26 protein-coding genes are annotated in these 25,081 nt (G+C 38.6%); 21 read left to right on the plus strand and 5 right to left on the minus strand.

Features of this window, described 5'->3' with window-relative positions:
- Window positions 1–29 precede the first annotated feature (29 nt).
- The 3 genes from IW510_RS16205 to ahpF all read left to right on the plus strand — a co-directional run bounded on the left by IW510_RS16205 (window position 30) and on the right by ahpF (window position 3,071).
- The gene (locus tag IW510_RS16205) at window positions 30–485 is read left to right on the plus strand and encodes a hypothetical protein (RefSeq protein ID WP_202061441.1); all 456 of its coding nucleotides are present in this window, start codon (window positions 30–32) and stop codon (window positions 483–485) included.
- Window positions 486–860: 375 nt separating this feature from the next.
- Entirely contained in the window at window positions 861–1,421 is a 561-nt protein-coding gene (gene ahpC, locus IW510_RS16210) for an alkyl hydroperoxide reductase subunit C (RefSeq protein ID WP_202061443.1), read from the plus strand.
- Between the two features lie 117 nt (window positions 1,422–1,538).
- Window positions 1,539–3,071 carry an alkyl hydroperoxide reductase subunit F gene (ahpF, locus tag IW510_RS16215; protein WP_202061445.1) on the plus strand — a complete coding sequence of 511 codons (1,533 nt, stop codon included), beginning with the start codon at window positions 1,539–1,541 and terminating at the stop codon, window positions 3,069–3,071.
- Between the two features lie 57 nt (window positions 3,072–3,128).
- On the opposite strand, the gene IW510_RS16220 is transcribed toward ahpF, so the two are convergent.
- A complete protein-coding gene (locus IW510_RS16220; RefSeq protein ID WP_202061447.1) occupies window positions 3,129–4,037 on the minus strand; it encodes an AraC family transcriptional regulator in 909 nt (302 codons plus the stop codon).
- A gap of 238 nt (window positions 4,038–4,275) precedes the next feature.
- On the minus strand, window positions 4,276–4,671 hold the full coding sequence (locus tag IW510_RS16225; protein WP_202061449.1) for a DUF4809 family protein: 396 nt from the start codon (window positions 4,669–4,671) through the stop codon (window positions 4,276–4,278).
- Between the two features lie 257 nt (window positions 4,672–4,928).
- Here IW510_RS16225 and IW510_RS16230 point away from each other — a divergent pair, with 257 nt between their 5' ends.
- From IW510_RS16230 to IW510_RS16250, 5 genes are all read left to right on the plus strand, one after another.
- On the plus strand, window positions 4,929–5,291 hold the full coding sequence (locus IW510_RS16230) for a hypothetical protein (RefSeq protein WP_202061451.1): 363 nt from the start codon (window positions 4,929–4,931) through the stop codon (window positions 5,289–5,291).
- Between the two features lie 412 nt (window positions 5,292–5,703).
- Window positions 5,704–6,192, plus strand: a complete 489-nt coding sequence (locus tag IW510_RS16235) for a hypothetical protein (protein WP_202061452.1) — start codon at window positions 5,704–5,706, stop codon at window positions 6,190–6,192.
- Window positions 6,193–6,248: 56 nt separating this feature from the next.
- Window positions 6,249–6,518 carry a hypothetical protein gene (locus IW510_RS16240; protein ID WP_202061454.1) on the plus strand — a complete coding sequence of 90 codons (270 nt, stop codon included), beginning with the start codon at window positions 6,249–6,251 and terminating at the stop codon, window positions 6,516–6,518.
- A gap of 53 nt (window positions 6,519–6,571) precedes the next feature.
- Complete coding sequence (locus IW510_RS16245) at window positions 6,572–6,904, plus strand: DUF6547 family protein (RefSeq protein ID WP_202061456.1); 333 nt, start codon at window positions 6,572–6,574, stop codon at window positions 6,902–6,904.
- Between the two features lie 38 nt (window positions 6,905–6,942).
- Entirely contained in the window at window positions 6,943–7,359 is a 417-nt protein-coding gene (locus IW510_RS16250; RefSeq protein ID WP_202061458.1) for a hypothetical protein, read from the plus strand.
- Window positions 7,360–7,576: 217 nt separating this feature from the next.
- Here the strand turns inward: IW510_RS16250 and IW510_RS16255 are convergent, their stop codons facing one another.
- From IW510_RS16255 to IW510_RS16265, 3 genes are all read right to left on the minus strand, one after another.
- Window positions 7,577–8,386 (minus strand): hypothetical protein, encoded by an 810-nt coding sequence (locus IW510_RS16255; RefSeq protein ID WP_202061460.1) that lies wholly within the window; start codon window positions 8,384–8,386, stop codon window positions 7,577–7,579.
- 194 nt (window positions 8,387–8,580) lie between these two features.
- On the minus strand, window positions 8,581–9,108 hold the full coding sequence (locus IW510_RS16260; protein WP_202061461.1) for a helix-turn-helix domain-containing protein: 528 nt from the start codon (window positions 9,106–9,108) through the stop codon (window positions 8,581–8,583).
- Window positions 9,109–9,122: 14 nt separating this feature from the next.
- A complete protein-coding gene (locus IW510_RS16265; protein ID WP_202061462.1) occupies window positions 9,123–9,548 on the minus strand; it encodes a hypothetical protein in 426 nt (141 codons plus the stop codon).
- A 48-nt stretch (window positions 9,549–9,596) separates the two neighbouring features.
- Between IW510_RS16265 and IW510_RS16270 the strand changes: the two genes are divergently transcribed.
- From IW510_RS16270 to IW510_RS16330, 13 genes are all read left to right on the plus strand, one after another.
- Window positions 9,597–10,712: a tyrosine-type recombinase/integrase gene (locus IW510_RS16270; protein WP_202061463.1), complete on the plus strand. Its 1,116-nt coding sequence runs from the start codon at window positions 9,597–9,599 to the stop codon at window positions 10,710–10,712.
- Window positions 10,713–10,959: 247 nt separating this feature from the next.
- Window positions 10,960–11,685 (plus strand): DNA-binding response regulator, encoded by a 726-nt coding sequence (locus IW510_RS16275; RefSeq protein ID WP_202061464.1) that lies wholly within the window; start codon window positions 10,960–10,962, stop codon window positions 11,683–11,685.
- A gap of 403 nt (window positions 11,686–12,088) precedes the next feature.
- The gene (locus IW510_RS16280; RefSeq protein ID WP_202061465.1) at window positions 12,089–15,307 is read left to right on the plus strand and encodes a WxL domain-containing protein; all 3,219 of its coding nucleotides are present in this window, start codon (window positions 12,089–12,091) and stop codon (window positions 15,305–15,307) included.
- A 15-nt stretch (window positions 15,308–15,322) separates the two neighbouring features.
- Window positions 15,323–15,769 carry an LPXTG cell wall anchor domain-containing protein gene (locus tag IW510_RS16285; protein ID WP_202061467.1) on the plus strand — a complete coding sequence of 149 codons (447 nt, stop codon included), beginning with the start codon at window positions 15,323–15,325 and terminating at the stop codon, window positions 15,767–15,769.
- Complete coding sequence (locus tag IW510_RS16290) at window positions 15,766–16,560, plus strand: WxL domain-containing protein (protein WP_202061468.1); 795 nt, start codon at window positions 15,766–15,768, stop codon at window positions 16,558–16,560. The genes IW510_RS16285 and IW510_RS16290 overlap by 4 nt, the downstream gene beginning before the upstream one ends.
- A 31-nt stretch (window positions 16,561–16,591) precedes the next feature.
- Complete coding sequence (locus tag IW510_RS16295) at window positions 16,592–17,395, plus strand: WxL domain-containing protein (RefSeq protein ID WP_202061469.1); 804 nt, start codon at window positions 16,592–16,594, stop codon at window positions 17,393–17,395.
- A 275-nt stretch (window positions 17,396–17,670) separates the two neighbouring features.
- Window positions 17,671–18,786, plus strand: coding sequence for a DUF916 and DUF3324 domain-containing protein (locus IW510_RS16300; protein ID WP_236674781.1), 1,116 nt, complete (start codon window positions 17,671–17,673; stop codon window positions 18,784–18,786).
- A gap of 59 nt (window positions 18,787–18,845) precedes the next feature.
- Window positions 18,846–19,094, plus strand: coding sequence for a hypothetical protein (locus IW510_RS16305; RefSeq protein ID WP_202061470.1), 249 nt, complete (start codon window positions 18,846–18,848; stop codon window positions 19,092–19,094).
- Between the two features lie 5 nt (window positions 19,095–19,099).
- On the plus strand, window positions 19,100–19,765 hold the full coding sequence (locus IW510_RS16310; RefSeq protein WP_202061471.1) for a YccF domain-containing protein: 666 nt from the start codon (window positions 19,100–19,102) through the stop codon (window positions 19,763–19,765).
- Between the two features lie 15 nt (window positions 19,766–19,780).
- Window positions 19,781–20,533, plus strand: a complete 753-nt coding sequence (gene lepB / locus IW510_RS16315) for a signal peptidase I (protein WP_202061472.1) — start codon at window positions 19,781–19,783, stop codon at window positions 20,531–20,533.
- Between the two features lie 154 nt (window positions 20,534–20,687).
- Window positions 20,688–21,242: a signal peptidase I gene (gene lepB, locus IW510_RS16320; RefSeq protein ID WP_236674782.1), complete on the plus strand. Its 555-nt coding sequence runs from the start codon at window positions 20,688–20,690 to the stop codon at window positions 21,240–21,242.
- A gap of 270 nt (window positions 21,243–21,512) precedes the next feature.
- Window positions 21,513–24,077, plus strand: coding sequence for a YfhO family protein (locus IW510_RS16325; protein ID WP_330932667.1), 2,565 nt, complete (start codon window positions 21,513–21,515; stop codon window positions 24,075–24,077).
- A complete protein-coding gene (locus IW510_RS16330; RefSeq protein ID WP_202061476.1) occupies window positions 24,061–25,074 on the plus strand; it encodes a DUF5067 domain-containing protein in 1,014 nt (337 codons plus the stop codon). The genes IW510_RS16325 and IW510_RS16330 overlap by 17 nt, the downstream gene beginning before the upstream one ends.
- Window positions 25,075–25,081: the final 7 nt, after the last annotated feature.

Raw genomic sequence — 25,081 nt, forward strand, 5'->3', positions numbered from 1 at the left:
TGAGTATTGGCAGAAAGAGGAGGAAGTAAATGATTACGCCAGCTTATCCGAATCAACGAAAGAACGAAACAATCTTAATAGAATTACAGAAGCAGCTGATTGAATATCCCCACTATATCTATTTTGAGAAAGGAAAAATTTTCTCTAAAGAACAGCCTAAAATAACAAATCCGGAAGAGTATTATAAAGCGTTTAAACAGTCTAGCAATACTGTTCTCTTTTGGAGCTCGAAGACCCCACTCCATTCTACAAAAGCAATCTACGAAGTGAAAAATCGGACAATTTTGTTTGAAAAAGTGATTGATACGGCACAGGATGATGCTGAATGGATTGGTAGAAACCTATGTCTGGCAGCGTTAGGTATAAAGCTTGTATTGAAGGAAGAGGTTGATTGGGTTCAATTACCGCGAATATTTATGCCGATGTCCCACCCAAAAATAGTTATTGAAGGAGATTTTGTCCGAATCAAGATAAAAGATTTATAAGTTCAAAAAAATTTTTTGAATGATTTAGCCATGTTTTTTTCGGAAAAACAACCGTTACATACTGAACAAAATGATAAAAACTCTTATACTTTACCTTAGAGGATAATGTCAGGAAAGGTAGACAGAGAGATGTGGTAATTGAGAATAGGAATTGCTTAGTGAGAAAGATAATCATTTCACAAACTCTTTATATATAAGGTTTTTTGTTTTCTAATTAGAATGATTACAATTTTTTAACAATTATAATTTCCCCTTGACTTTCTTTTGAACAACAGTGATAATTTTAATTGTAATTTCATTTTCCTTTTGTTGGAAAACGAGATGCCACTAAAAATGTTACTAAAATATTATTATATTATCGGGAGGAATTGTATTATGTCATTAATCGGAAAAGAAGTAGAAGAGTTTGCAGCAAAAGCTTACCACAACGGAGAGTTCATCGACGTATCATCAGAAGATTTCAAAGGAAAATGGAACATTGTCTGTTTCTATCCAGCCGACTTCACATTCGTATGCCCGACAGAATTGGAAGATTTGCAAGAACAATATGCGACTTTGAAAGACTTAGGTGTAGAGGTTTACTCTGTTTCTACAGATACGCACTTCACACATAAAGCATGGCATGACCATTCTGATGCAATCGGCAAAATCGAATATATCATGATTGGCGACCCAAGTCATAAAATTTCTCAAATCTTTGACGTATTGGACGAAGAAGGTTTGGCACAACGCGGAACATTCATCATTGATCCGGATGGAATTGTACAGACTGTAGAAATCAATGCGGATGGAATCGGTCGTGACGCCAGCGTTCTAATCGATAAAATCAGAGCGGGTCAATATGTACGCAAAAATCCAGGTGAAGTTTGTCCTGCGAAATGGAAAGAAACTGGTGAAACATTGAAGCCTAGCCTTGATCTTGTAGGTAAAATCTAAGCTGAGCAGTTATAGAGAATAACAACTAAGGCAGCTGCTGAAATGAGAAAATCAACGTCAGCGGCTGCTTTTTAATCAGACATATACTAGTTTTTATCAAAGAAAAGGAGCACACACATGGCATTAGATACAGAAATCAAAGAACAGTTAGCTCAATACCTTGAGCTGTTAGAAAATAATATTGTGTTGAAAGCAAGCGTAGGCGAAGATGAGAATTCTAAAAAGGTATTAGACCTTGTAGAAGAAATCACTTCAATGTCTCCAAAGATTTCAATGGAGAAGGTAACGCTGGAAAAAACACCGAGCTTTGCTGTTGACCGTCCGGAAGGGACTAGCGGTGTTGTTTTTGCCGGTCTGCCATTAGGACATGAGTTTACTTCATTGGTGTTGGCTTTACTACAAGTGAGTGGCCGTGCACCTAAGGTAGATGAGAAGGTAATCAAGCAGATTCAAAGTATCGACAAAGAACTGCATTTTGAAACATATGTCAGCTTGACTTGTCACAACTGTCCCGATGTTGTTCAAGCGTTGAACATTATGAGCGTAGTGAATCCAAAAATCTCACACACGATGATTGAAGGCGGTATGTTCAAAGAAGAAGTAGAAGCAAAAGGAATTATGGCTGTGCCAACAGTGATGTTGAATGGCGAGGAATTCTCAAGCGGTCGTATGACAATCGAGCAGATTCTTGAAAAAGCTGCCGGTCCGGCAGATGCTTCTGAGTTTGAAGACAAAGAGCCTTATGATGTATTGGTTATTGGTGGTGGGCCTGCTGGTGCCAGTGCGGCAATTTATGCAGCACGTAAGGGAATCCGCACAGGTTTGGTTGCTGAAACCTTTGGCGGACAGGTTCTGGAAACATTAGGTATTGAAAATGTTATCGGAACACCATACACTGAAGGACCTAAGCTGATGGCGCAGGTAGAGGCTCATGTGAACGAGTATCCTGTTGATGTGATGAAATCACAACGTACAGCGAAGCTTGAGAAAAAAGAGCTAGTTGAAGTAACACTTGAAAACGGAGCTGTTCTGAAAAGTAAAACGGCTATTTTGGCTACTGGTGCACGCTGGCGTAATGTAGGCGTTCCCGGAGAGCAAGAATTCAAGAATAAGGGTGTTGCCTATTGCCCACATTGTGATGGACCTTTGTTTGAAGGCAAAGACGTTGCCGTTATCGGTGGCGGAAACTCTGGAATTGAAGCTGCAATTGACCTTGCAGGAATCGTTAAGCACGTAACGGTATTGGAATTCATGCCTGAACTGAAAGCGGACCAAGTATTGCAGGAACGTTTGTATTCATTACCGAACGTTACCGTGAAGAAAAATGTTCAGACAAAAGAAATCACTGGTACAGATAAAGTTAACGGCATCACTTATGTGGATCGTGAAACAGGTGAAGAAGTTCATGCAGATGTTCAAGGTGTCTTCATTCTGATTGGTTTGGTACCAAATACCGATTGGGTAGGTGATACCCTTGAGCGAACAAAGATGGGTGAAATCATCGTTGACAAGCATGGTGCAACAAATGTCCCTGGTGTATTTGCAGCGGGTGACTGTACTGACAGTGCCTATAAACAAATCATTATTTCTATGGGATCAGGTGCAACAGCAGCATTAGGCGCATTTGACTATATGATTCGTCACACGTAACAAAAATAAGTAAAAGAGGAACCGACTGCTCTGTCTGAGTAGTCGGTTCCTCTTTTGTTATGCTTTTTTCTCTGCCGGCAGCCAAAATTCCATATAGGAGCCATCCGGCGAACTGTCATAATAGATTTCGGGGGAATAGGTATCCATCGTTAAGTCATGCTTTTCCAACCAGAGTCCACTATATTTGAGCGCCTTATTCAATGCCACTGTAACAAGCTCTTGAAAATTTTCCGCCTCAAAGCCGCAGACGATATATTCTCTCGCGGGAAGTAACCATTTAGAGAAGCGGTTGTCGTCTGTTTCAGTTTCAACCTCAGCACCTGCAAAATAGGTGAAGCTTCCTTTCGGAGCATCGCCAAGGTAAGCGACACCGATTTCTCTACTATTTTTGCTTCTCAGAATGGCGTGTTTATTTTCGTGAAATTTCTTCCAAACCTCTCCGGGAATATCGACACCTGTTGCTTCTCCATTTGGCATCTGACCTTCAATAGGCACATATCCTTCAAAGCCTAAGAAGGGAATCGGTGTATCCAATTTCTTTTTGTTAAACTCAAGGACTAATCCATCACTAATCAATGGGACACCTTCATCCACCATGACATAGTTGAGTAAGAGATCCGGTTTATCAAATTGGTTTAACATTACCGGATTTTCACGGAACGTTTCCGGTGTCATCCCATAGGCTTCTTTGAATGCTCTGGTAAAGGTTTCATGGCTGTTGAATCCATTCTCTATTGCGATATCTAAAATCCGCAGGTTTTTATTTGGTAAAAGCTCTGTGGCATGTGCAAGTCGTCGAAACTTGATGTATTCTCGGATAGGCTTTTTGACCAATCGTGAAAAGAGTCTCTGATAGTAAAATGGAGACAGCTTTGCCAAAGCAGCGAGCTCGTCAATCGCAATATCTTCTTCGAGATGTTCTTCAATAAAATCTACTGTAACTTGAACTGCTTCCCATGCGTGCATTGTCAGCACCTCCTTGAAATCAGCATAGCATAGGTCGGCAATAATGATTTGACGCAGTCTGCTCTTTTAACAGGTAGCTGTTTCAGGAGCTGCCCAAGTTTGTTCCGCTTTTCTATTGTCTAGCTACACAAACAGCTCCTCTCAACAATAAGTCAAAAAGTGTCTTGTGGTAAAGAACACCACATACCATTTTTGTCTTATTGTTCGGGAGCTGCCCAAGTTTGTTTCGCTTTTCTAATTACTCATACTCAAATTCTATTGCTTCCAGCTTGAAGATATTGGTCAGCAATTCGTTGACTTTTTCGGTTAATTCTTTTGTATCTTCTATTCGGTCTGTTGTTTGCATTTCTGTATCGGGACTCTTATAGGTCAGCTGATTGTATTCTTCGAATAGCTTTACTTCATAGCCTGATTTTGTAAATGACAGGTAGTCATCCAGCATATCCATTTTCATTTCTTGCTTGTATCCGTTCTTTAGCACAAGTGTCATAACTAAGGAAGAAACGGTTAATTCTTCCAACGGAATCTCACGCTCATCTATTGTCAAGGTGTAAGAAACACACTTTATAACACCACAAGCGTTACAGCCTCCTTCAGTCAAATCTACTACACTGCTGATTATTGCTTTTGTCATCGTTCATCCGTCCTTTTCTGTTTACCAAACGCAGTTGCGTTCAAGTAAAACTCAATTACTACCTCTGATTATAATAAAAAAAGTGTCTGTGAACCAGATGATTTTGTATGAGAGATTGAAAAAGAATTGAATAATCATTGGGAGTTAGTTGGGAGCTTTGCGGGAATCCTATCATAGGTTTTCATATTATAATCAGTATATAGAAGTACAGCGCTGATAGTTCTAGTAGTTAGTAAAATAAGAAAGTAGGAATTGAAATGAAAGTTACAATGGTAGGTCAAAAAAATAATGTTTCAGAAGGCTTCGTTTCGGACTTTACGCCATGTCCTAATCCGGATTTATTGAAGCTTCAGCTTCGTATTACAATAAAATCAGGCGGCTACACTTCTCCAATATTCTATACTTTTTTAGCTGATGTAGCGCATAATAATAATATGGCGACAATGACAAAGGAAGTCTATGGGTTAGGTGACAAACATCATGAGAAATTAGGCGACTTGATTTTAAGGTATCGATTTAACGGTTCGGATTTTATCCTACAAACATTAAAAACGACCGTTCCTGAGCAAAATATCGGTCAGATTGATTTACTGGGCGTTACGGCTTATACGATTTCTTAGTTTGTAAAATAGTGTGTTATTTGAAAGAGGGTGGGAACAAACCATGGTTTGTTTCCATCCTCTTTTTATTCTATTCAAAAACTGAATGAACAGAGCTTGAAGCATCCTTGTACAACGTTTCGGTGCTTTACTGAGATAGTTGAGAGGATTGCAGTCACTACATCTGCGTGGTTCAATTGAAGAAGATACTAGACTATAACAGAGTGAGTTTAAAAAATCTTACGAAGTTGACAAAAATATCTTCCGGTACAGTATAATTTAAAATGAAAGAAGAAAACGATATGGTTCTGCATTTGATAAGTGAATGAAGTTTGCTGCAATTCCAGCAATCAGTAATAGCCAAAAATAAGGCGGTCATTGTAGGCCCATATTAAGCAGTACCAAAACGATTAAAAGGGGTGGAAAAGAACTATTGAAAAACGAAAAATTTATTGCAGTGGTTGTAAGAGCGGATGTATATAGCGGAGTCTCAGAGGCTGCGTATGAGTTGGAAGACTTGAATGTGTTAGGGAGCAAGTATCCAGATTTTCCTTTCAGCTTGTTTTTCACCTTTGATGTGACATCAAATGAATATGGGAATAAAACGCAATCGAGAATAGATAGAAGAATGAGAGAGGTTTTTAGAAACCAAACGGCTTTGATGATAACCATCGTATTAGAAAGAGAAAAGTTTCCCAAAGAGACACTTAGTAAGGGAAGCTATGATCGCTCGAAACTAACACCGCCGGAAAACATAGCTCATGCCAGAAAAATCATGGAAAAGGAACTAATAGAAATACTTCCAATAGCTTTAAAAAAACAAGAAAAAAACTTTCCTCTTCTTGCAGAATACAGCGCAACCTTTATCGCTGATTTTGAAATGGAATTTGCCAAGTTAGGCTGGGGCGGTAGTCGAGACTAGAATTTACGTTGTGCTAAAGAATCATATTCTCAAAAATGATTGGTAGGAGGAAGAAGATGAAAAGAAATATCAGTAAAAAGGCTGTTGTTTTACGCTTTGGGCTTATGGGGTGGAAATTATACACAAGAAATGAAAGGAAATTCGAAGCGAACCCGGAATACATATTTAGAGTATATTTCCTGGCATTTTTTACAGTGTATTCGATCGTCCTATTATTAGCTCTGTTGGTATCAATAAAGGTTTGGGCATTTTTAGAATTGTTTTTGATACTGCTGTCGTGGTTATATGGCTTTTGGGCATCTAAATTTTTTGCGAAGTATTTTTAGCGGCACAGGAACGATTTTTAATAGGAAAAAACTTGGAAAAGAGAAGGGGAATTATGGGGGAAAATGAATTAGATAGCTACAAAGAGCTTGTTGATGGATTTGTGGCGATAAGTGAAAGAGATTATAGAAAGGTCATAGAAAATAAAAAGAGTACGTTCATGGATAAGCTCAATGATGAGGAAAAAGAGGTTCTTTTTGAATGGCTGTCTGAAGCACGAACCGGCGGGATACATGATATGCTAGTGTATCTGAATGATTTACAAAATCTGGAAGACCTGACAATTATAAAGGGAAAGAAGAAGCTGCCAAAAGAGCCGTTTGGGACGGAAATATTCTATGATTACATGTGTAGATTAAAAGGCGATTCCTGGCCGGAAAATGAATAAGAGGGTGTCTCAAAAAAATTTAGATTAGAAGGTGTTTTATGTACGTAAATTCTAAGCGCAACAAGCTTTCACTTGAGCGTTTTTTTATAATAGGCAGCATATTTTTGGTTTTTGCTATCGTATTTTTATCTACGAATTATTTTTCTAGAGAAGATGGTATTGAGGCGACACTACAGAACAATAGATGGGAAATCAAAAGAGGGTCATATATTAAAATTGTAGAAATGGTTACTTTTTCTGATGAAGAAATCAATGTGAGAGCGACTAATTTGGACCCTGCTTTTTCAGGAACTCGGACATATCAGTATTCTATTGACGAAGATAGGATAACCATAGATAGCTATGATGGAGAAGAGATATATTTAATAGAAGAAAATGAGGCTGGATTCAAATTTATAGCTCAGAATGACCTAGCTAAAGCAAATCTAGGAAATGTACAACTGATGAAAAAATGAATAGCCAGCGCTGATTTTTTCAAAACAATCGAAAGGCCAGTCAGAGTAGTGTAAGTCCAATTTATACGATAAAAGTTTCTGAAAAAATTGACTATATTTAGATACAGAAAAATCGAGTGACCCGCGTGCTTCTTAAGCTAGTCACTCGATTTTTTGTCTTTAGAAAAGTTCCAGCACTCCTTCCTGTATCAATAAAGGAAGAAGTGCTGGAGCCTCTTTAGTCTAAATTTATTTCAGATTTTATCGAGTTCAGCAAGGCTACTTTTTTTATAATAAGCTTAATATCCTTTGAACTCAGAGCAGGGTTAATGTGAGCAATAGATATATCTGTATTAGATGTTTTGACGATTTGAGCAGAGGCAATAATTAAATCAGGTACAATGTCTGTTGGGATGTGGATTGTTGATAAGATAGAAACGTTAAAATACGGAGATAGGACAGAAAAAACTTGATGGGCAAGAACTTTCTCCATTACTACCGGAAGATCCGTTTCCATTTTTATTTTTATTTCAGGGTTGTAATCAGTTGGATGCCCAAACAGACAATAAAGTTCACAAAATCTGGAAACAATCAAAGCTTTATTATCCAATAATTTTGATGGATAAGATTGTTTCAGCAGAACTAGTCGGCGTTCCATTTCTTTTCGAAGATAGGGATAGGTTTGATAAAGATACTCATCGTAATCATAGCCGGAAAGGGTTGTTGCATAAGAAGGAAATAGGCTGGCTACCATAAGTGTTGAAAAAATTAAGCCTCTGGCAATTGCTGTAGTCTCTTCATCCGTCTCTTTCATCTCTTTACTAAAACAATTCAGTATGTCCTGGTACATTATGAAAATGGGTGTCTGTTCCTTTTCATGAAATGAAATATAATAATCAAGGTAGCCTGGGATTAAGTAGGTTTGAACGCTTGTCTGGAAAAAGAGCTGTAAGAAATCAAATTCAGCATCTACATGTACAGAAGCCAAGTCGAAAAAGACATTAGTAAAACTCTTAGTATCAAAAAAATTGGTTAACTCATAGAGCATTGTATCATTTAGCTGATGTGCAAACTCCGGCAGGTCACTATCCGATAAAATAGCTCCCTTCTTTATTCGGCAGAGATTAATGGCTACAATAAATTTCCATTGAGAGAAAGCAGTTGCTTCATATGGATATAAGTAGAAAAGTGTTGAGAAATGAGAAGATCGACTTTCTCTTCGGGGATGACTGTTTCAAAAGGTCAGTAAACACCTTTAGTAATTCGCCAAAAAAAAGTATACCCAAAAAAGCGAAAGGAGATTTCGTTACCAGTTACGCTAATAATTCCTTTTTCTTGGACTAAAAATATCTCTAGCGGCTCAAAAAAAGTTCGGAATTTACCAATCAATTCTTTTAGTGATGTCATACTAATAAAATATTCTTCACTAAAATCCTCCAAGTCTACATATGAGTGGAGATACAGTTCAGAAATAAAAGAAAAGGGGATAGATGAAGAAACCAGCTGATGTACAAAGTCTACATAAGCTGGTTTGCCTCCTATGAATCGATGCCCGAGGCCCTTTCTTGATAATATGATAGAATCATAGGTGTCTGGAAGAGAGTCGCTATCAGCTTGTAAAAGTTTCATATATTTCAAGACGGTTCGTTTATCAAGGGTGGATAATTTTACTAATTTTTCCGTTGACAGCCAGTATTCTTCCAGGTATAAAGTTCTTAGTAATGTGAGTTTTGTGCTTATTTCTCGGTCCCAAAAAATATATCTTTCCATAAGTAATCCCTCCATTAATTAGCATTACTTACTATAGTAAGCGTTACTAATGCAATGTCTATATAATTGCTTTCAATACAGAAAGAAACCGACTCGCAGATTGCGCGAGTCGGTTTTTTGTATTTTGATATGGCATTAGTAAGTTGGAAGCCAATGATTTTGCATGGTAATTTTATAGTATCAAATTCGATAAGAATTTCATCTATTTTTCCTATTTCTCTATCAAATAAGAAAAATCTAATAAAAATATTTGGTATATTCGTTAGTCTAATTGATATGACTGCTTTCGTCAATATGTTTATTAGAAAATATATTTTCTTTATTCTAAAGAAAATTAGAAAAATCAGAGAATAATGGCATGTAAAAATAGCATTTTGTCCGTTTTTCAGAAAGGCAATGAGAAGAAATGCAGGAATTACAAGGATTTCAACAATCTTCATTTTTTACCCGTCAAAAAAATCGTCAAATAATGAAGGGACTGAAGCAATATGGCTAAACGAGGAGAGAACATTTACAAGCGAAAAGATGGACGTTGGGAGGGCCGTTATATAAAAAAGAGAACCCCGGAAAGACAAATCATCTATGGCTATGTATATGGCAAGCGCTACGCTGATGTGAAAGAAAAGCTGACAATTCTAAAGGCAAAGCAGCTGACTACAACCTACGAGTTTCAACGTTACGAAGGAACCTACGAACAGTGGTTGGGGCACTGGATGTCCGGCACCGTCCGAAACAATGTGAAGGAGACAACCTATTCGAACTATTTTCGGATGCTCAACCGCCATATCTTACCGGAACTGGGAATGCATCGTTTGTATAAGTTAGATGAAGAATGTATCCAACAGTTTGTGAATGGTCTGATAAATCACGGTCTATCTGCCGGCAGTATACGCCTCGTTACTAATCTGGTGAAGCAATCATTAAATGAAGCTGTCCGAAAACACTACCTTCCATCTAATCCTTGTGCCTTCGTTCAATTGCCAAAACTGGAGTATCGGGCTGTTCGGGCACTATCGATAAAGGAACAGAGAGCATTAGAAGCTCTGGCCTTTCTGGATTCTGAATGCTCGCCTATTCTACTGGCACTGTATTCCGGGATGCGAATTGGTGAAATCAGCGGCTTGAAATGGCAGGATATCGATTTTGAGCAGAATATCATTTATGTCAATCGGACTATTTCGCGAATTGTTGATGAAACGAGTGTTCTCAATAAGACGAAGCTAATTGCAGGGACGCCGAAAACACAGGACTCAAGTCGGAAAATCCCATTAGCCAAAAACCTGAAGGCTTACCTGTTAGAAAAGAAAGAGCATGCTGTTTGTGATTATGTCATACACAGCCGTAAAAACCTGGCAGAGCCGCGCGTGATTAACTATCGCTTCAAAAAGGTAATCAAGGACACCTCCATTGAGCATATTCATTTTCATACCTTGCGCCATACCTTCGCAACTCGTTGTCTGGAACAAGGAGTGGATATCGCCAGCCTCAGTAAAATTCTCGGTCACCGATCCATCAAGCTGACACTGGATACCTATGCTGATTCGCTGATGGAGCAGCGCCAGGAAGCGATGGGAACAGTTGATGCGTTACTGACCTACGGCTAAAGATAATTGCGTTAGATACTCAGCGGACCTGCCGTAGGTCTCTTTTTTCCAGACGTTACGCCGTCATGATTCTGGTCGGAAGAGGCTGGAAAACAAGGTATAACAACATTTATGGGTATTCTTCCTATTTGATAGAGTAACACGAAAAAAAAGCATTTTATCTTAGTAAGTTTTCGAAATAATTGTACTATGCTTTACGAAAAAAACAAATAGGATGCACCAAAAAATACTATTAAGGAGGAGCATTATGTATCAGTTAGGTATTGTATCTTCAGAAAAATTTTCTGAACGAGTGATTACGGAGTTTGAGAAAAAAGGATTCATGCTAAACCCTTTATCAGAAGAGCAATTGTTTCAAAAAAATCACAAATTTGATGGAATCTTTATAGAAGAAACAGAGAATCATTCTGTCAGCTCGATTTGTGAACTCATCCTAACCGTCCGAAGAGAGAGCGACGCATTTATTTGGATTCTTTCCAATAAATCGACGACGATTGATCGACAAGTGTATTTTCAGTTAGGTGTAGACAATGTTTTTGACATAGACTATTTTCCTATGGAGCCATTACTTCTAATAAAGAACAGTTTCAGTAGACAAAAAATGCTGCAGCTAAAAGAGCAGGATATACATAGCACAAGGTTGCAGGAGAAGAGCAGTAAAAAAATAGAATTGAATATTATCAATCACAGCTTGTGCATTTCCACAGATGATGACGAGATAAAAGAGATAGATTTGACTAAATTAGAGTACAAAGCAGTCAAGCTCTTGTTTAGCAATCCCGGACAAGCCTTTACATATAAGGAAATCTACGAATGTCTTTGGAACAAGCCTTATAAAAATCAATCCTACAGAGTAGCGAATATCATTTTCCATATTCGTGAGAAGTTGGAAAACGACTCTCTTGATCCGAACTATATCAAAACAGTTCGGACAAAGGGCTACATGATAAACATGAATTATGCGGAGGTGTAACAAGCTGTTTTATTAAGAGATGTGAAAGAGATAAGTATACCTCTAAAAATGACTCAGAAGTATTCAGATAGGGAAATAAGAGGTCTGATGACTATTGATTATTTCAGAAAAATTAAGTAAACATTTAGATTTTAATATTATAGCTATATCTAAACAATGGCTTATATAATAGCTCATTTAGTAGTCGCATGTTCGTCACACTTGCGATTAAGAATCAAATAATTATAGATACTTATTTTATCGGTAATATGAAAGAGAACTTTGGGTGGGGATTTAGAATTAGAAATCGTGGGATGGATAAAGTAATCTTTCAGTATTTTTTTAGTAAACAAAAGGAGGGATGGTTTTTTAGACAACAATAGATAAAAGCTAAATTGCTTTTATGAAAGAAAGGAGGAAAAATATGAAAAATATTAAAAAGTTTATTCTAGTGAGTGTAGTTATTTTATGTGGACTGATATTGTTTTTTTACAATAATCAAGTTCAAAAAATTGAAGCGAAGCCAGATGATGGATCAGATACACCTGTTGTAATTGATCGAGGAACAACTAATGAATATCAGCTCCCTTATGATTCTACTAGTCTTTTTGAACCCAAACTATTGAATGATTCAAACTTTGAAGGGTACGTACAAAGTACAGATGAAGTGCTGAATGTTTACAAACAATTCGTAGGTGGTATATCAACACCATATTGGAATAAGTCATGGGTTGGTTCTGTCTTAGATAATGGAGATATCATCACTATTGAATATGAGATGTCATATCCGATTATTGTTGAAAGTAAATATTTAGATGATGTTTGGGTTGTGAAGAGAGACTCGTCAGGGAATGAACTAGCTAGACTTCAAGTTCCAAATAATTCAGGGATTCCAGCGGCTATCATAAACGAAGGAGTTCCACTTCTGAAAAAAAGCAACGGGAACTATATACTTCCATACAGTACTCAGGCAGTCAGTGTATCTACTAACTATTCAGAATCATATTTTTTTGAGTTCACTTCTGATTTGAATTATGTTAGTCGAGAGTTGATTTCTAATGATGCATCAGGTGAAGGGACTAGCTATTACGTAAGTTTTTCTGAAAATGCGAATGGAACGTATTTTTGGCATTATCGAAATTCCCCAAGTTCGAACAGTGCAAAGTTCAAAAAATTCAATTCTGATGGAACATTTATTGAAGATATTGAATTGGCGTTTTCGAGTGAAATAGCTCCAATAGCTGATATCAGTTTATATGAATATGATGATTACTATGTAGGGAAGATTATATCTGTAAATGCATCTGGTAATAGTGAATATTTAGCTGTTTGGGATAAGGGAACTAAAGAGATTCAAGGCGTATACAAGCAAGATGAGGAAAAGGGGAAAGTCAATGTTTTAACTGAGATTTCTGATTCAGGGGCTCTCTATTTTATTCATCAACCAAATAGTGGACGAACGAATATAAATGTAATGAAGGATGGCAATATATCAACTATAAAGTTGGCAATGGAACCAACCGATATTACTTCTTCTGATGTTAATGAAAAGTATGGTAGTAGCTATCCAGAAGGAACACAAATGGATCTAAAGCCATCCTCAAGAGGCTTTGTTATTGTAGGTTATGTGCAACAAGTAATTGATCAGTTTGATAAATATTCTGATGTTGGTGGTCAGTTTTATGCATTTTTGAATAAAGACTTTAAGTTTGAAAATGCAAATATTATCAAGAGCGATGGCGAATTAGCATTTACGTTAAATTTTTCTGATGATAAATCAATTTATATTGGTGGTAATTTTGATTCTAAAGGCTCGGATTATCTAACTATACCAATTGATGTGATTGAAAAAAGCGATAGTACACACAAAAATGGGCTGTATGGAAAATTAAATATTGCTAATGATTACTCACCGGCAATAAAAGCGCCTAGTGGGCTAATTATTGATCTTGAACTATTACCTAATTTAAACCAAGATGAGCTAGATAATTTACTGATATCTGGAGAGAAAGACGGAAGTAAAAATAGTATTAAAGCTATTAAAGTATTCGACTCATATGATATTGAAGAAAATAGTTCTAGTGAATCGTTGCTGTTTGAGAAAATCAACCGAAATCCCAATGCGTTGACAAACACAATTGACTGGGAGGCATTAGGATTTGATAACAATGGAAAGGTTGGCCCGAATCGAGTCACTTACTTCATTACAGATTCTCAGAGACAAACAACTTCTACCTCTAGAATTGTCAATAAGATTGATAGCCATACAGTAGTGAATAAGGAAGGGGCTTTAGCTGCTTATAACTTTGCGATTACTTTGGATGAGCTGGTTAATTTGACTGATGAAAGCCTAAGAAACTCCGATAAGTATGCCAACTTGACTGCCTGGGATTTAGATACAGGTGAAAGTATCCTGTCTCTTCCGGAAAATGAAGGGATTGAGATTGATGCCGAACAACTGGCTGATATTAAAGCAGCGACAGAATTTGGTGTTTATCCGTTGACCTTCAAACTGAACTATGGAGAAGAGTATAAGGAAGTAGCCATATCAGTATTTGTTTCTCGTTATGAACCAATTGATGACTATGTGTATGATTTGGAACCAATTTCTATGCCATGGGATGTATCTAAAGATATTTCCGGAGAGGATTATCCGAACTCGGAATTCTCTAAAGATGGTATTCATGTTTACACTGCTTATAAGATTTCAACTGGTGAAAAGATTGATGAAAACAATCCAAATTATCAGTTGATTGGTGATGTAACAAACTTAAATGCCTGTGATCCTAATCCGAATGATTATACTGCAACAGAAGCAGTGAAAGTTCCAGTATCTATTTGGACCAGAGGAGCAACCCCGACCAAGGAAGTGGATTTACCTAATACACCAGATACGACAGTCTATTATCGTACAGAAGATATTAAAGTATCCTTTGTCGATTGGAATTTTGCGACTCTATATGATGTAGAAGGCAATCAGCTTCAGGCGGCAGGTGTGACACTGGCTAATCAAATCGTTGGGAAAAATACTGCTATTAAGACCAATGCTCAAGTAGTCGCTGCAATAGAGACTATTCTATTAAAGGGGTATGAAAAAGAAGATTACTATTTAGAAGATAAAACAGCGAAGCTAACAACAGATTCTGTTCTGGTTGAATTAAATAATGGAGATGGGGCAACATACTATCTGCGTTTTAAAGGCTTACTGGAAATCATTTCTGTGCCAACAGTAGATTTCGGTCTCCACAACACTGCGACTGCATGGGGAGGAAGCCTGCGTGAAGATGCCCCGGATGTAACTGGTTCATTGATAATCTCAGATACTCGAGCAGACACGACGAAAAACTGGACGTTAAAAGCTGAGCTGTCAGAGCCGTTAACAAGCTTAGATGGCAGCGTGACTATTCCTGATGCTATTCGCTACAAGCGCAGCGGTCAGTCGGAATTTGTTTTAAGTACAGAGAAACAAATAATGATGGCTAATGATGCTGGGACGTTTGGAACCTTTGATGTTAGTGAGACCTGGGGATCAACTAAGGATAGTGATGGGTTCAAGTTTGAGGCACCTGCAGCAAAGGTGAAGAAGCTGACAAAATATCAAGCAACAATCAAGTATACACTCTCAGATACCTATGAACCATAAGAAAGGAAGAAATCAATGAAAAAGAGACTAGCAAGCTATCTTCTTCCAGTTGTTTCCTTTCTACTTGTGGGATACACATTAGGTGGAGGGCTGGGATATGTGGAAGCGACTGGTGGCGTTGTCTCAACCAAGGGACAAATTCGACTGACAGACACCACAGAGACCAGCAGCTCCAGTACAGATAGCAGTGATACAAGCTCTACAAACTCAAGTGACAGCTCGAATACTTCGGGTTCTAACAGTATTGGCGGTTCATCAAACGGTGGCGGCAATTCATTGTCAGGAGTGACAGGCGGTCAAACTACAGGAGACGGTTCAGTATCCAAGCCAGCGGGAAGCAAGTACCCATCAACAGGAGAACTAGTGAAAACTAGCCTATCCATTAGTGGTGGACTACTCATCGTACTAGCACTCTTCTTCTACATATGGAAGCGGAAGAAGGAAAGAGAGGCGAGAGGATGAGTAAAAAATACATGCTGGGATTTGTTTTCGGTTTGCCACTCTTATTCGTTGTAGGAAATACTGTAGCCTGTGGAGAAGAAGTGTCTGGTGCCGCATCGGTTCAGTTCTCTGAGTCAGACCCTAATCTTGGCGTTTTGCACCCAGAAACACAAAAGCCGACAGATCCTGGTGAAGTCGCAAAAACAGAAGGGCCATTACGGATTGATTTTGCACCTCAGCTGACTTTTGAAACGAGCGAGCTGACCAACAGCGGAACAGAGATTCGTTCATCCGCAACAGCACAGCTATTTCATGATGCTGATCCAAGTGGTCACTTTGTTCAAGTGTCCGATTATCGAGACACTAACACTGGCTGGACACTGATGGTCCGTCAGGAAAGCCAATTTGTTCATGAATCAAAGAGTGGTGTGCAGTTAAAAGGAAGTGTCATTTCCTTTGACTCTTCTTGGACAAACTCTAAAAAGGACGCTTCTTTAGCACCTACAGTTTCTAAAGAAACGATTCAAATGAACAACATCGGTGAAAGCTATCCGTTAGCTAGCGCCGGCGAAGGGCAAGGTATGGGGACTTGGAGTATCAACTTTGGTGCTTCCTCTGCCAACTCACTTGGTCAAGTAGACACTCTTGAAGCAATTACTGATACAGCAGGTAATCCGTTAACGGATGCTGCCTATGAAAATCAACAACTTTATCGAAACACAGCGGTCAATTTGACCATCCCGAAAACAAATGATTTAGTTTCGGGGAATTATTCCACGGTGTTAACTTGGATATTAGCCGAGTTGCCATAAAAAACACAAACAAACTTAGGAGGAAACACACATGAAATTTACACACAAATTATGCGGAGCTGCTTTACTTGCAGCAGTTGGGTTTGCAGTCGTTCTACCAAATAGTACAAAGGCCGATGACGGAGTAGGAGTTGAAGGTGGAGCGGAAATCGAATTTACCTCGACGACAACATCAACTACTGAAACAAACCCGGGAAGCGGAAGTGGAACTGATCCATTACCTACATCTTCAGGCGGTGGCGGAGTCACTTCAGATGCTAAAGGTTTTGGGATTTCTTATGTAAGTGATCTAGATTTTGGTAAGCATGAAAACATGACAAATACAGGGAACGAAACCTATTGGGCAAAATCATGGGTAGGTACAAATGAAGCAGGCGTGACAATGGAAAATGCCAACTTCGTTAACTTTGAAGATGTCCGCCAACAAGTTGGACATGCTTATCAAATCCAAGCTGAATTGACTACAGAGTTCACAGCAAGTGTGAATGGAAAAGAAGCAAAATTGAACGGAGTAAGCTTGACGTATAACAATCCAGGATTGAATACACGACATTTGACAGATGATTCGACTGCACCAACAGCAGGACTGAAAAACGGAGCGGTTGTTCAATTAGGAGCGAAGACAACGATGTTGGATAACTCTACACCTGCAGATGATGAAGTTGGATACGGGTACTATAGCTTGTACTACGGAAAATATGAGTTGGGTGAAGCTGAAGGCGGTTCAGCGAAATCTATCAAGCTAGCTATTCCAATGGCAGAAAACAAAGCAGTTTACAATGCAAAATACAAAGGCGGCATTACGTGGACAATGTCTGATGTACCACAGCCTTAAGCACTAAAGCTACGTATGTAAAATTAGTGAACTGAAATGGGTAGAAGGGAACAAGGCTGCTGGCTTTTAACAGGCCGGCTCCTTGTTCTGTTTATATAAATCCTTTAAAAGATTCATTGCACAAAAAGTGCTTTTTGCCAATAGTAGAGGCAAAAGAGATTGTTGAATAACTTTCTTTAATGGGATTTATACATAAAGAAATCTATTACTGTTCAATAAAAAGTTATCTTATAAAGTGATAAGAAACTAAATAATAAATAAGGGGAGACAATCAGTTGAAACATAGAAAAAGAAAAGAAATGAATTTAATTATTTACATAATTTGTCTGGGTATTTTTTCGCTGCTGCATCCATTAACCAGCTATGCAGAAGAAAGTCAGAGTGATCCCCTTGATTCAGGAACCTTTACGTATAAGGTAATCCTTCCAGAAAATCAAGCTAGTGAGGCCGGATACTTTGATTTACGGATGACACCAGGGCAACAACAGGTTGTGCAAATTGAATTGAACAACCCTTCAGAACAAACCGCAGTGACAGTCGGTGTTTCTCTAAGTGGTGCCAAAACCAATGCCAACGGAGTATTAGAGTATGGACCCGCTGCAATAGAGAAGGATGCTTCATTGCGTTATGACTTTGAAACGATTGTAACTGGACCTGAAACAGTGACCTTAGCACCCGGAGAAACAAAAATGTTAGAGCTGGCTATTGCTATGCCGGAAGAACATTTTGACGGATACATTGCGGGGGGCATTCAATTAGAGGTAGTGCTGACGGAGGAAACAAAGAAAGCGAGAGAATCACAAACAGGGATTATTAATGATTATGCATTTTTAGTCGGTATGCTGCTTAGTGAATCAGATAGTGTCGTTGAACCGGAAATCACATTTAATCGAATTTATGTAGACTTAGCGAATTACAGAAATGCTTTTTTTGTCAATTTTTCCAACACGGAAATGGGTTTTATGTCTGGTATGACAGTGGATTTCCAAGTGATGAAAAAAGGGTCGGATGAGATCCTATACGACACCAAAAAAGCAGATATGCGTATGGCACCTAATTCAATGATTGATTTTCCTTTGACGATGAACGGAGATGAAATGGTTCCCGGAACGTACACTGGCCATGTCCTTGTTACTAGTGGAGAGCGAAAGTGGGAGTGGACACAGGATTTTGAAATCACCGATGAAGAAGCAGAAAAGTATAACAAACAGGATGTATCTCTGGTACAGGAACGAGGCATCAATTGGTTGTTAATCGCTGGAATAGTTGTCGGAGTGTTGCTTGTTCTAATTCTTTTGTTTGTGCTGGTACATGGATTGAATAAGCGGCATAAGCAGAAACAACGTAAGGCACGAAAACAATTAAAAAAGAAGGCTGGAAAAGATAGCTGAACCAGTTGAATGGAGAAATAAAAAAAGGAATCAACTTTGGCAAAAGGGAGTTAGGGAATATGGATATACTCATTGAACTGATTACCACCTTGATGATGGAAATGATTTTTTTTGGATGTTCAGGTGTGAAGTATCTGATTAACTGGCTCTTGCAAGTGATAGAGGATAGAAAATGGCAGCAGGAACATCCAAAACAGAAAAAGAGATACAAACATCAGAAGTTGACAAATACGATGAATAAAAAGCTGAAGATAGAAATACTGCCAAATAGAAAAAAGAAGAAGCAACAGAAACTAACAGGAGGATAGAAAGTATGAGTGTATTGGATTGGCTGTTTATCGGTCTGTTATCAGGAGCTATCCTTTTTGGTTGTTTAAGTGTGGGTTTTCTATTACTGGGACTTCTACAGCGTAAGCAATATAGAAAGCAGCAGCAGAATCGCCCAAAACAAAAAAAGAAACGCAAGCGTTGGCAGAAACATTGTCGCAGCTTGAAAAAGCGGTATAGTCGTCAGTTAAAACGTAGCGGATTGTTCTTCTTGTTGCTGCTGATTTTTTCCGGCGGCAGCGGGTACAGTCGATATTACCAGCTGACTAACTTAGATACAAATGACGGAGAAATTATTGTTCAAAGCTACTTTCTGATTGACGAAGTTGAAAAAGAACTGATGAGTATTCAAGAAGGCGCTGATGCAGTAAAAGTACATGGGAAGCTGCGAGAAATGTTGGAAATGCTGGTTTCTTATACGAGTCAAACACCATCTAATGCTTTGACTAAAGATGGTCAGCAGTTATTGCGCCGCTACTATAATCGGGCTATGGAGTTTGGATTAAATCTTGATAGTCAAAGTGCTGAGAGCTTGAATCAGGGAGAACTATTGACTGATTTTTTGGATGACATTGAACGCCTTCAAACAGAACAGCAAACGATTTTCAAAAATTTTGGAATTAATGAGTCTGCTTTAGTGCAAAAGAAGTAGCCTAAGGATGGAAGAATGATTGGAAAGAAAAAGACCAAGAAAATTAGAAGAGAACCATTGCCGAAAAACTACTCAAAAAGGGAATCAAATGGAAAGAAACGAAGGAATGTTAAAAAGATAGCTGCAGTTTCTTTGGATGAGAAGACGATAACTTCACAAAGCGGAATCGCAAAAAAGAAGTATCCGAAAAGGCTGGAACGGAAAAAGAGTAAGAAAAAGCAACAGAGTCCTGTCAGAAAAGTAGGCAAAGAGCTGATTATTACTTTGTTCATTTTTTCCTTCTTGGTCGTACTTATCCAAGCCTTTGTTTTTTCGTTACCAAAGGCTGAAGGCTACTCTATGATGCCTACAGTGATGGATAAGGAGAGATTTTTTGTAAACAAGTTAGGTACTATCCGTCGTTTTTCTTTGGTTTATTATCGTGAGCCTGAAACTGGGGCTACCGGAATTCGGCGAATCATTGGGCTGCCGGGTGAACAGCTTAGTTATCGAGACGATCAATTGATTATTAATGATCAGGAAGTCGTTGAGCGGTTCCTTGAAGAGGAGAAAGCTCGAGCAAAGACCAATGGAATAGTTTTCACAGAGGATTTTACGTTATTTGAGGCAATTGGCAAAGATACTCTTTCTGAAGAAGAATATTTTGTTTTAGGGGATAATCGGTCTTATGCCTCTGACAGTCGTACATTTGGTTTCATTAAAAAGAAAAATATTATTGGTGTTGTTGAACTGCGCTGGCTCCCCTTTCATCGATTAACTAGATTTTAATATCAGTAAAGGGAACAAGAAAAGAAAGAATGGAAGAGACATGAAGACAACTAAAAAAAAGTCAATGAATGGATATGGCTCTTCATCAAAACATAAAAGAAGAGGCCCTGGAAAAAATAAAAAAATAGAACAAAGACGGATGGAGAAAAAGCTTTTGAGAACCTATCGGCTTGTTGGGCAAGTGTGTTTTTGGCTGCTTATGTTAGGTGGTATAGGGTTCTTAGTTGCCCTACGTCCTCATCAGGTAGACGGACAATCAATGATGCCGACTTTAGCAGATCGAGATCGGTTGCTAGTGTTTAAAAACAAGTCTCCTAACCGATATGACCTAATTGTCTTTGATCCTCAGGCAAAAGATGCTTCTTCTTACGTGAAACGAGTGATTGGCTTGCCGGGTGATCGCATTTGGTTAGATAACAACACGCTGTATATTAACAGTCAACTGGCAGAAACGGATCAAACTATAAAGAGTAATCAATTTTTGACTGGAGAAGACCTGCCGGATAGTACATTGAAAATTTGGGTGAATGAAGAAGTGGCTAGAGCACTCTACGGCTTAGATGAAATTCCGGCGAATCACTATTTTGTTTTAGGGGACAATCGAAATCATTCAACAGACAGTAGGAAACTAGGGTTGATAGAGGATAAACAGATTGAAGGTATCGTCGTTTACCGCTACTTTCCACTCAATCGACTAGGCAATGTATAGCTTGTCCAAAGGTAAGTAGAAATAAAGAAAGATTAAATCAAATACATAATAGCTATATAAATCCCATTAAAGAATGAGAGTTATTCAACTACCCCTTTTGCTTCTGCTATGGGCAAAAGGCACTTTTCGTGCAATGAATCTTTTACAGGATTTATATAGTTAAAAAATATAGAAACATAAAAATAGAAATAAGTGAGGAACTTTATGAACAAACGAAACATTTCATTCAGTTAAGCCGTACGCCGATATGGGCTGCCCCTTTTACTAAGTGTGTTGCTTCCTATCCTAATAATGGCTTTATTATACGCCAAAGAAGGCATTTACTGGAACAGTGCCAGAACGATGCTGGCCAGCGATGCGTTCCCCCAGTTAGCAAATTTCTATGCCAGTTACCATGATGTCTTATTAGGGAAAGAGAGCTTTTTCTACACTTGGTCTGGGGCGCTTGGAGGAAATTATTGGGCACTTTCTGCCTATTACATCAACAGTCTATTTACCTTTTTAGTAGCTCTGGTTGAGAAGGCTCAAATTCCCGATATCATGTATCTGATTACGTTGCTGAAATTCGGCGCAGCCGGCGGAAGCTTCTGGATATTCAGTCATCAGACTACGAAGCTTTCGCGGTGGCTGAATACTACGTTTAGTGTGAGCTATGCATTGATGAGCTTTTCGGTGGCGTATTCGCCGATGATGATGTGGTTGGATGCGCTAATCTATCTGCCGTTAATTATTTTAGGGATTCATCGAATACAAGAAAAAAGAAAACCACTATTGTTGTTTATCAGCTATCTGCTGCTTTTTCTTTCAAATTTTTATATGGCCTTTATGATTGGTGTTTTTTCCTTTCTATATTTTATGGGTCGCTTATATACAGATAGAAAAGAATTTGGCGGCACGGTCCCTATGTATCTGATTACGTCCTTTTTAGCAGGAGGAGCGTCTATGATAACCATTCTGCCTACTGTATTGGATTTACGAAATAATGGTGAAGCTTTAACTGAGCTGACACAATTTTGGACTCCGGATACTGGTGCGTGGGATGTGGTCGTTAAAAGCATGGTTGGTGTTTATGATACAGCAAAATTTGAAGCAGCACCTTTTCTGTATGTGGGTATATTGCCGTTGCTGCTTGCTTGCCTATACTTTTTTTCTAAAGGAATTTCCAAGCGAAGAAAGTGGTTATCAGGGGGCATGCTGTTACTTTTGGTGCTAAGCATCTATATATATCCTTTGAATTTATTTTGGCATGGCTTTCACGCTCCAAATATGCTGCTGTTTCGCTTTAGCTTCCTATATTCTTTTTTCCTGCTGATTTTAGCTCAACGAGGAATGGAGCAGTTGGAAGAGCAGAAGGTGGATACATTGTTGAATGTGGCAATAGGGCTTGTATTGGTGTTTCTTGCTGCCTTTTTATTAGCAGACCCTAAACGCTATGATTATCTGACTCGAGAAAATGTATTTTCTACCTTCTTTTTTCTAGTGGTGTACTTCCTCTTACTCATGGGAATGATTAAGGACGTTGGAGGATTACGATGGCGATCTTTGTTCGTTTTCCTGCTCCTTTTCGGAGGTCTGGTGGAGGCCGGAGTGAATACGGAAGCCATGCTGCAAGGCGTGAAGAAGGATTGGAATTACCCGCTTAGAAATGTCTACTCTGATTCTTATGAAGAGTTGGAAACGTTGGTAGGTCAAGCTGAGGAAGAGGGTAGTGGATTTTTCCGAATGGCTAATCTGGATTGGATGAGTATCAATGAAAGCTTTAATTTTGGTTATAGTGGTATTTCACAATTCTCCTCCATCCGTAACCGTCGAGCATTAAGCTATTTAAATCAGATGGGCTTTCGATCTGAGGGAACAAATTTAACGATTGAATATCAAAATAACACATTGTTTATGGATAGTCTATTTGGTATTAAGTACAATCTTGCCAAAGAAGACCCGTTAAAATTTGGATTTGAGAAGGTTGGAGAACAAGGAGAATACAGTCTCTATGAAAACCAGTATGCTTTGCCGTTGGGCATGATGACGGATGAAGGGATTTATGAAGAGGGCGTGGCAGAGAATCAGACAGCATTGATTCAATATCTATCTCAGCAATCAGATACCTATGTACGTTTTACTGAACCTAAGATAAAAGCATCGGAGAATGTTCAAATTGAAGAAGAAGGCGATTTTGTCTATTATTCCGCAGAACAGCCAGATAAGGAAATGACAATTGATTGGACGGTTTCTGCACCGGCGCATTCCCAAGTATATCTTAGTCTTTATGCGGAAGATATTGCTATGATGACCAGTGCTAAAGCGACTGTTACAGTGAATGGAATCAGTCGTACCTATGAAATGAAAAAAGTGAATCAATATTACAATCTGGGCTATACAGAAGAGGCGGAGTCAATTGATGTATCAGTCACTTTCCAAGGTGCTTCTGTCATTCGATTATTGAAACCGGATGTTCTTCTTCTAGACACCCAAGTTTTTAAAAACTCAGTGGAAGCTATCCAAACACGCGGTGTAGAGTTTATGGTGGAAAAGGGGCAGGCGCAAGCAACAATTGACTTAGATGAATCTGGTGTTTTAGTGACCACTATTCCTTTTGATAGTGGTTGGAAGGCTGAATTAGATGGAGAAGAAATCCCTATTACAGCTTTTAAAGAGGCATTAATTAGTGTGTCAATACCGGAAGGGAGTCACATGCTAGTGCTTCGATACCAGCCGGAGGGATTTAAGGTCGGAGCCGTCTTATTTGGCGGATGTCTGTTGGTATTTAGTGGGTATCTGGTTTATTTAAAAAAGAGAGACAGGAAAGGAAGAATATCAGATGAAGAATCGATATAGCACATCGGGACAAGCAAATGAGCATTGGAAATTGTTAAAGTGGCTTCCCTGTCTATTGCTGTTATTAATAGGAATGTCAGGGTGTCAGCAGGAGACCTTGGATAAAGAAGAACAGGAAGTATCAGGACAAGGTGTGACCTATACCTTTCAGCTGCCGGCAAATTGGAAGGCAATTACCAATTATGAAGAAGTGTATGGACGCTTAGCAGTTTTTGGAGCAGAAGATACTCGAAGTAAATCAGGGATGAGTGTTCTAATTTTTCCAAAAGAGAGTGCAGAGCAAGAGAATTTTGGCGAAACGACTCGAAAAGAGTTGGCTCAAAAAAATGGTTATTCAAACCCAGAGGATGTTTATATGAAGGAATACACAGTGAATGATAGTGTGGCGTATAAATTTACTTTCCAAACTCAATTTAACGGGGCAAAAAAATGGGCACATTATTATTGCATTTTTTCTGAGCATGGGATTCTACAAATTTTGTATTATTCAGCTGATGATACAAATTATGAGGACCGAGTGAAGACTATTGATGCCTCTATTGAGACAGTGAAGGAAACCGGTTTTGATGAAGAGTCGGCTCAAACAGCGACCGTGGAATCAGAAGAAGCCATTCGATTCCAGACCTCAAACTATGAGGTAACAATTAATGGGTTGGCAACAACAGTAGGTGAGGAGGGAACTTCCTTGTTGGTATTACGCTATAGTTTGAAAAATAGTGGAGATGAGGCTATAGCAGCAAATAGTTGGGAGGAGAAAATTCAGCTTATTCAAGAAGGTGAATTGTTGAAAAAGGGTACTTTATCAAAAGACGCTGTATCTTATGAACTAACAGAACTTTTGGATTCCGGAAGTCAGATGGTGGAGCCTGGAAAAGAAGGGGAAGGTATCGTGCTATACAAGCTCATATCCGAGGAAGCGACAACTTTAAAATTGGATACTGCTCTTGAAAGTGAACAAACTAGTTACACCTTGAATATACCTGCCAGTGAAAAATAAATACACG

Origin of the sequence: Enterococcus sp. BWR-S5 (assembly GCF_016745255.1) — a bacterium.
Lineage (GTDB): Bacteria > Bacillota > Bacilli > Lactobacillales > Enterococcaceae > Enterococcus_L.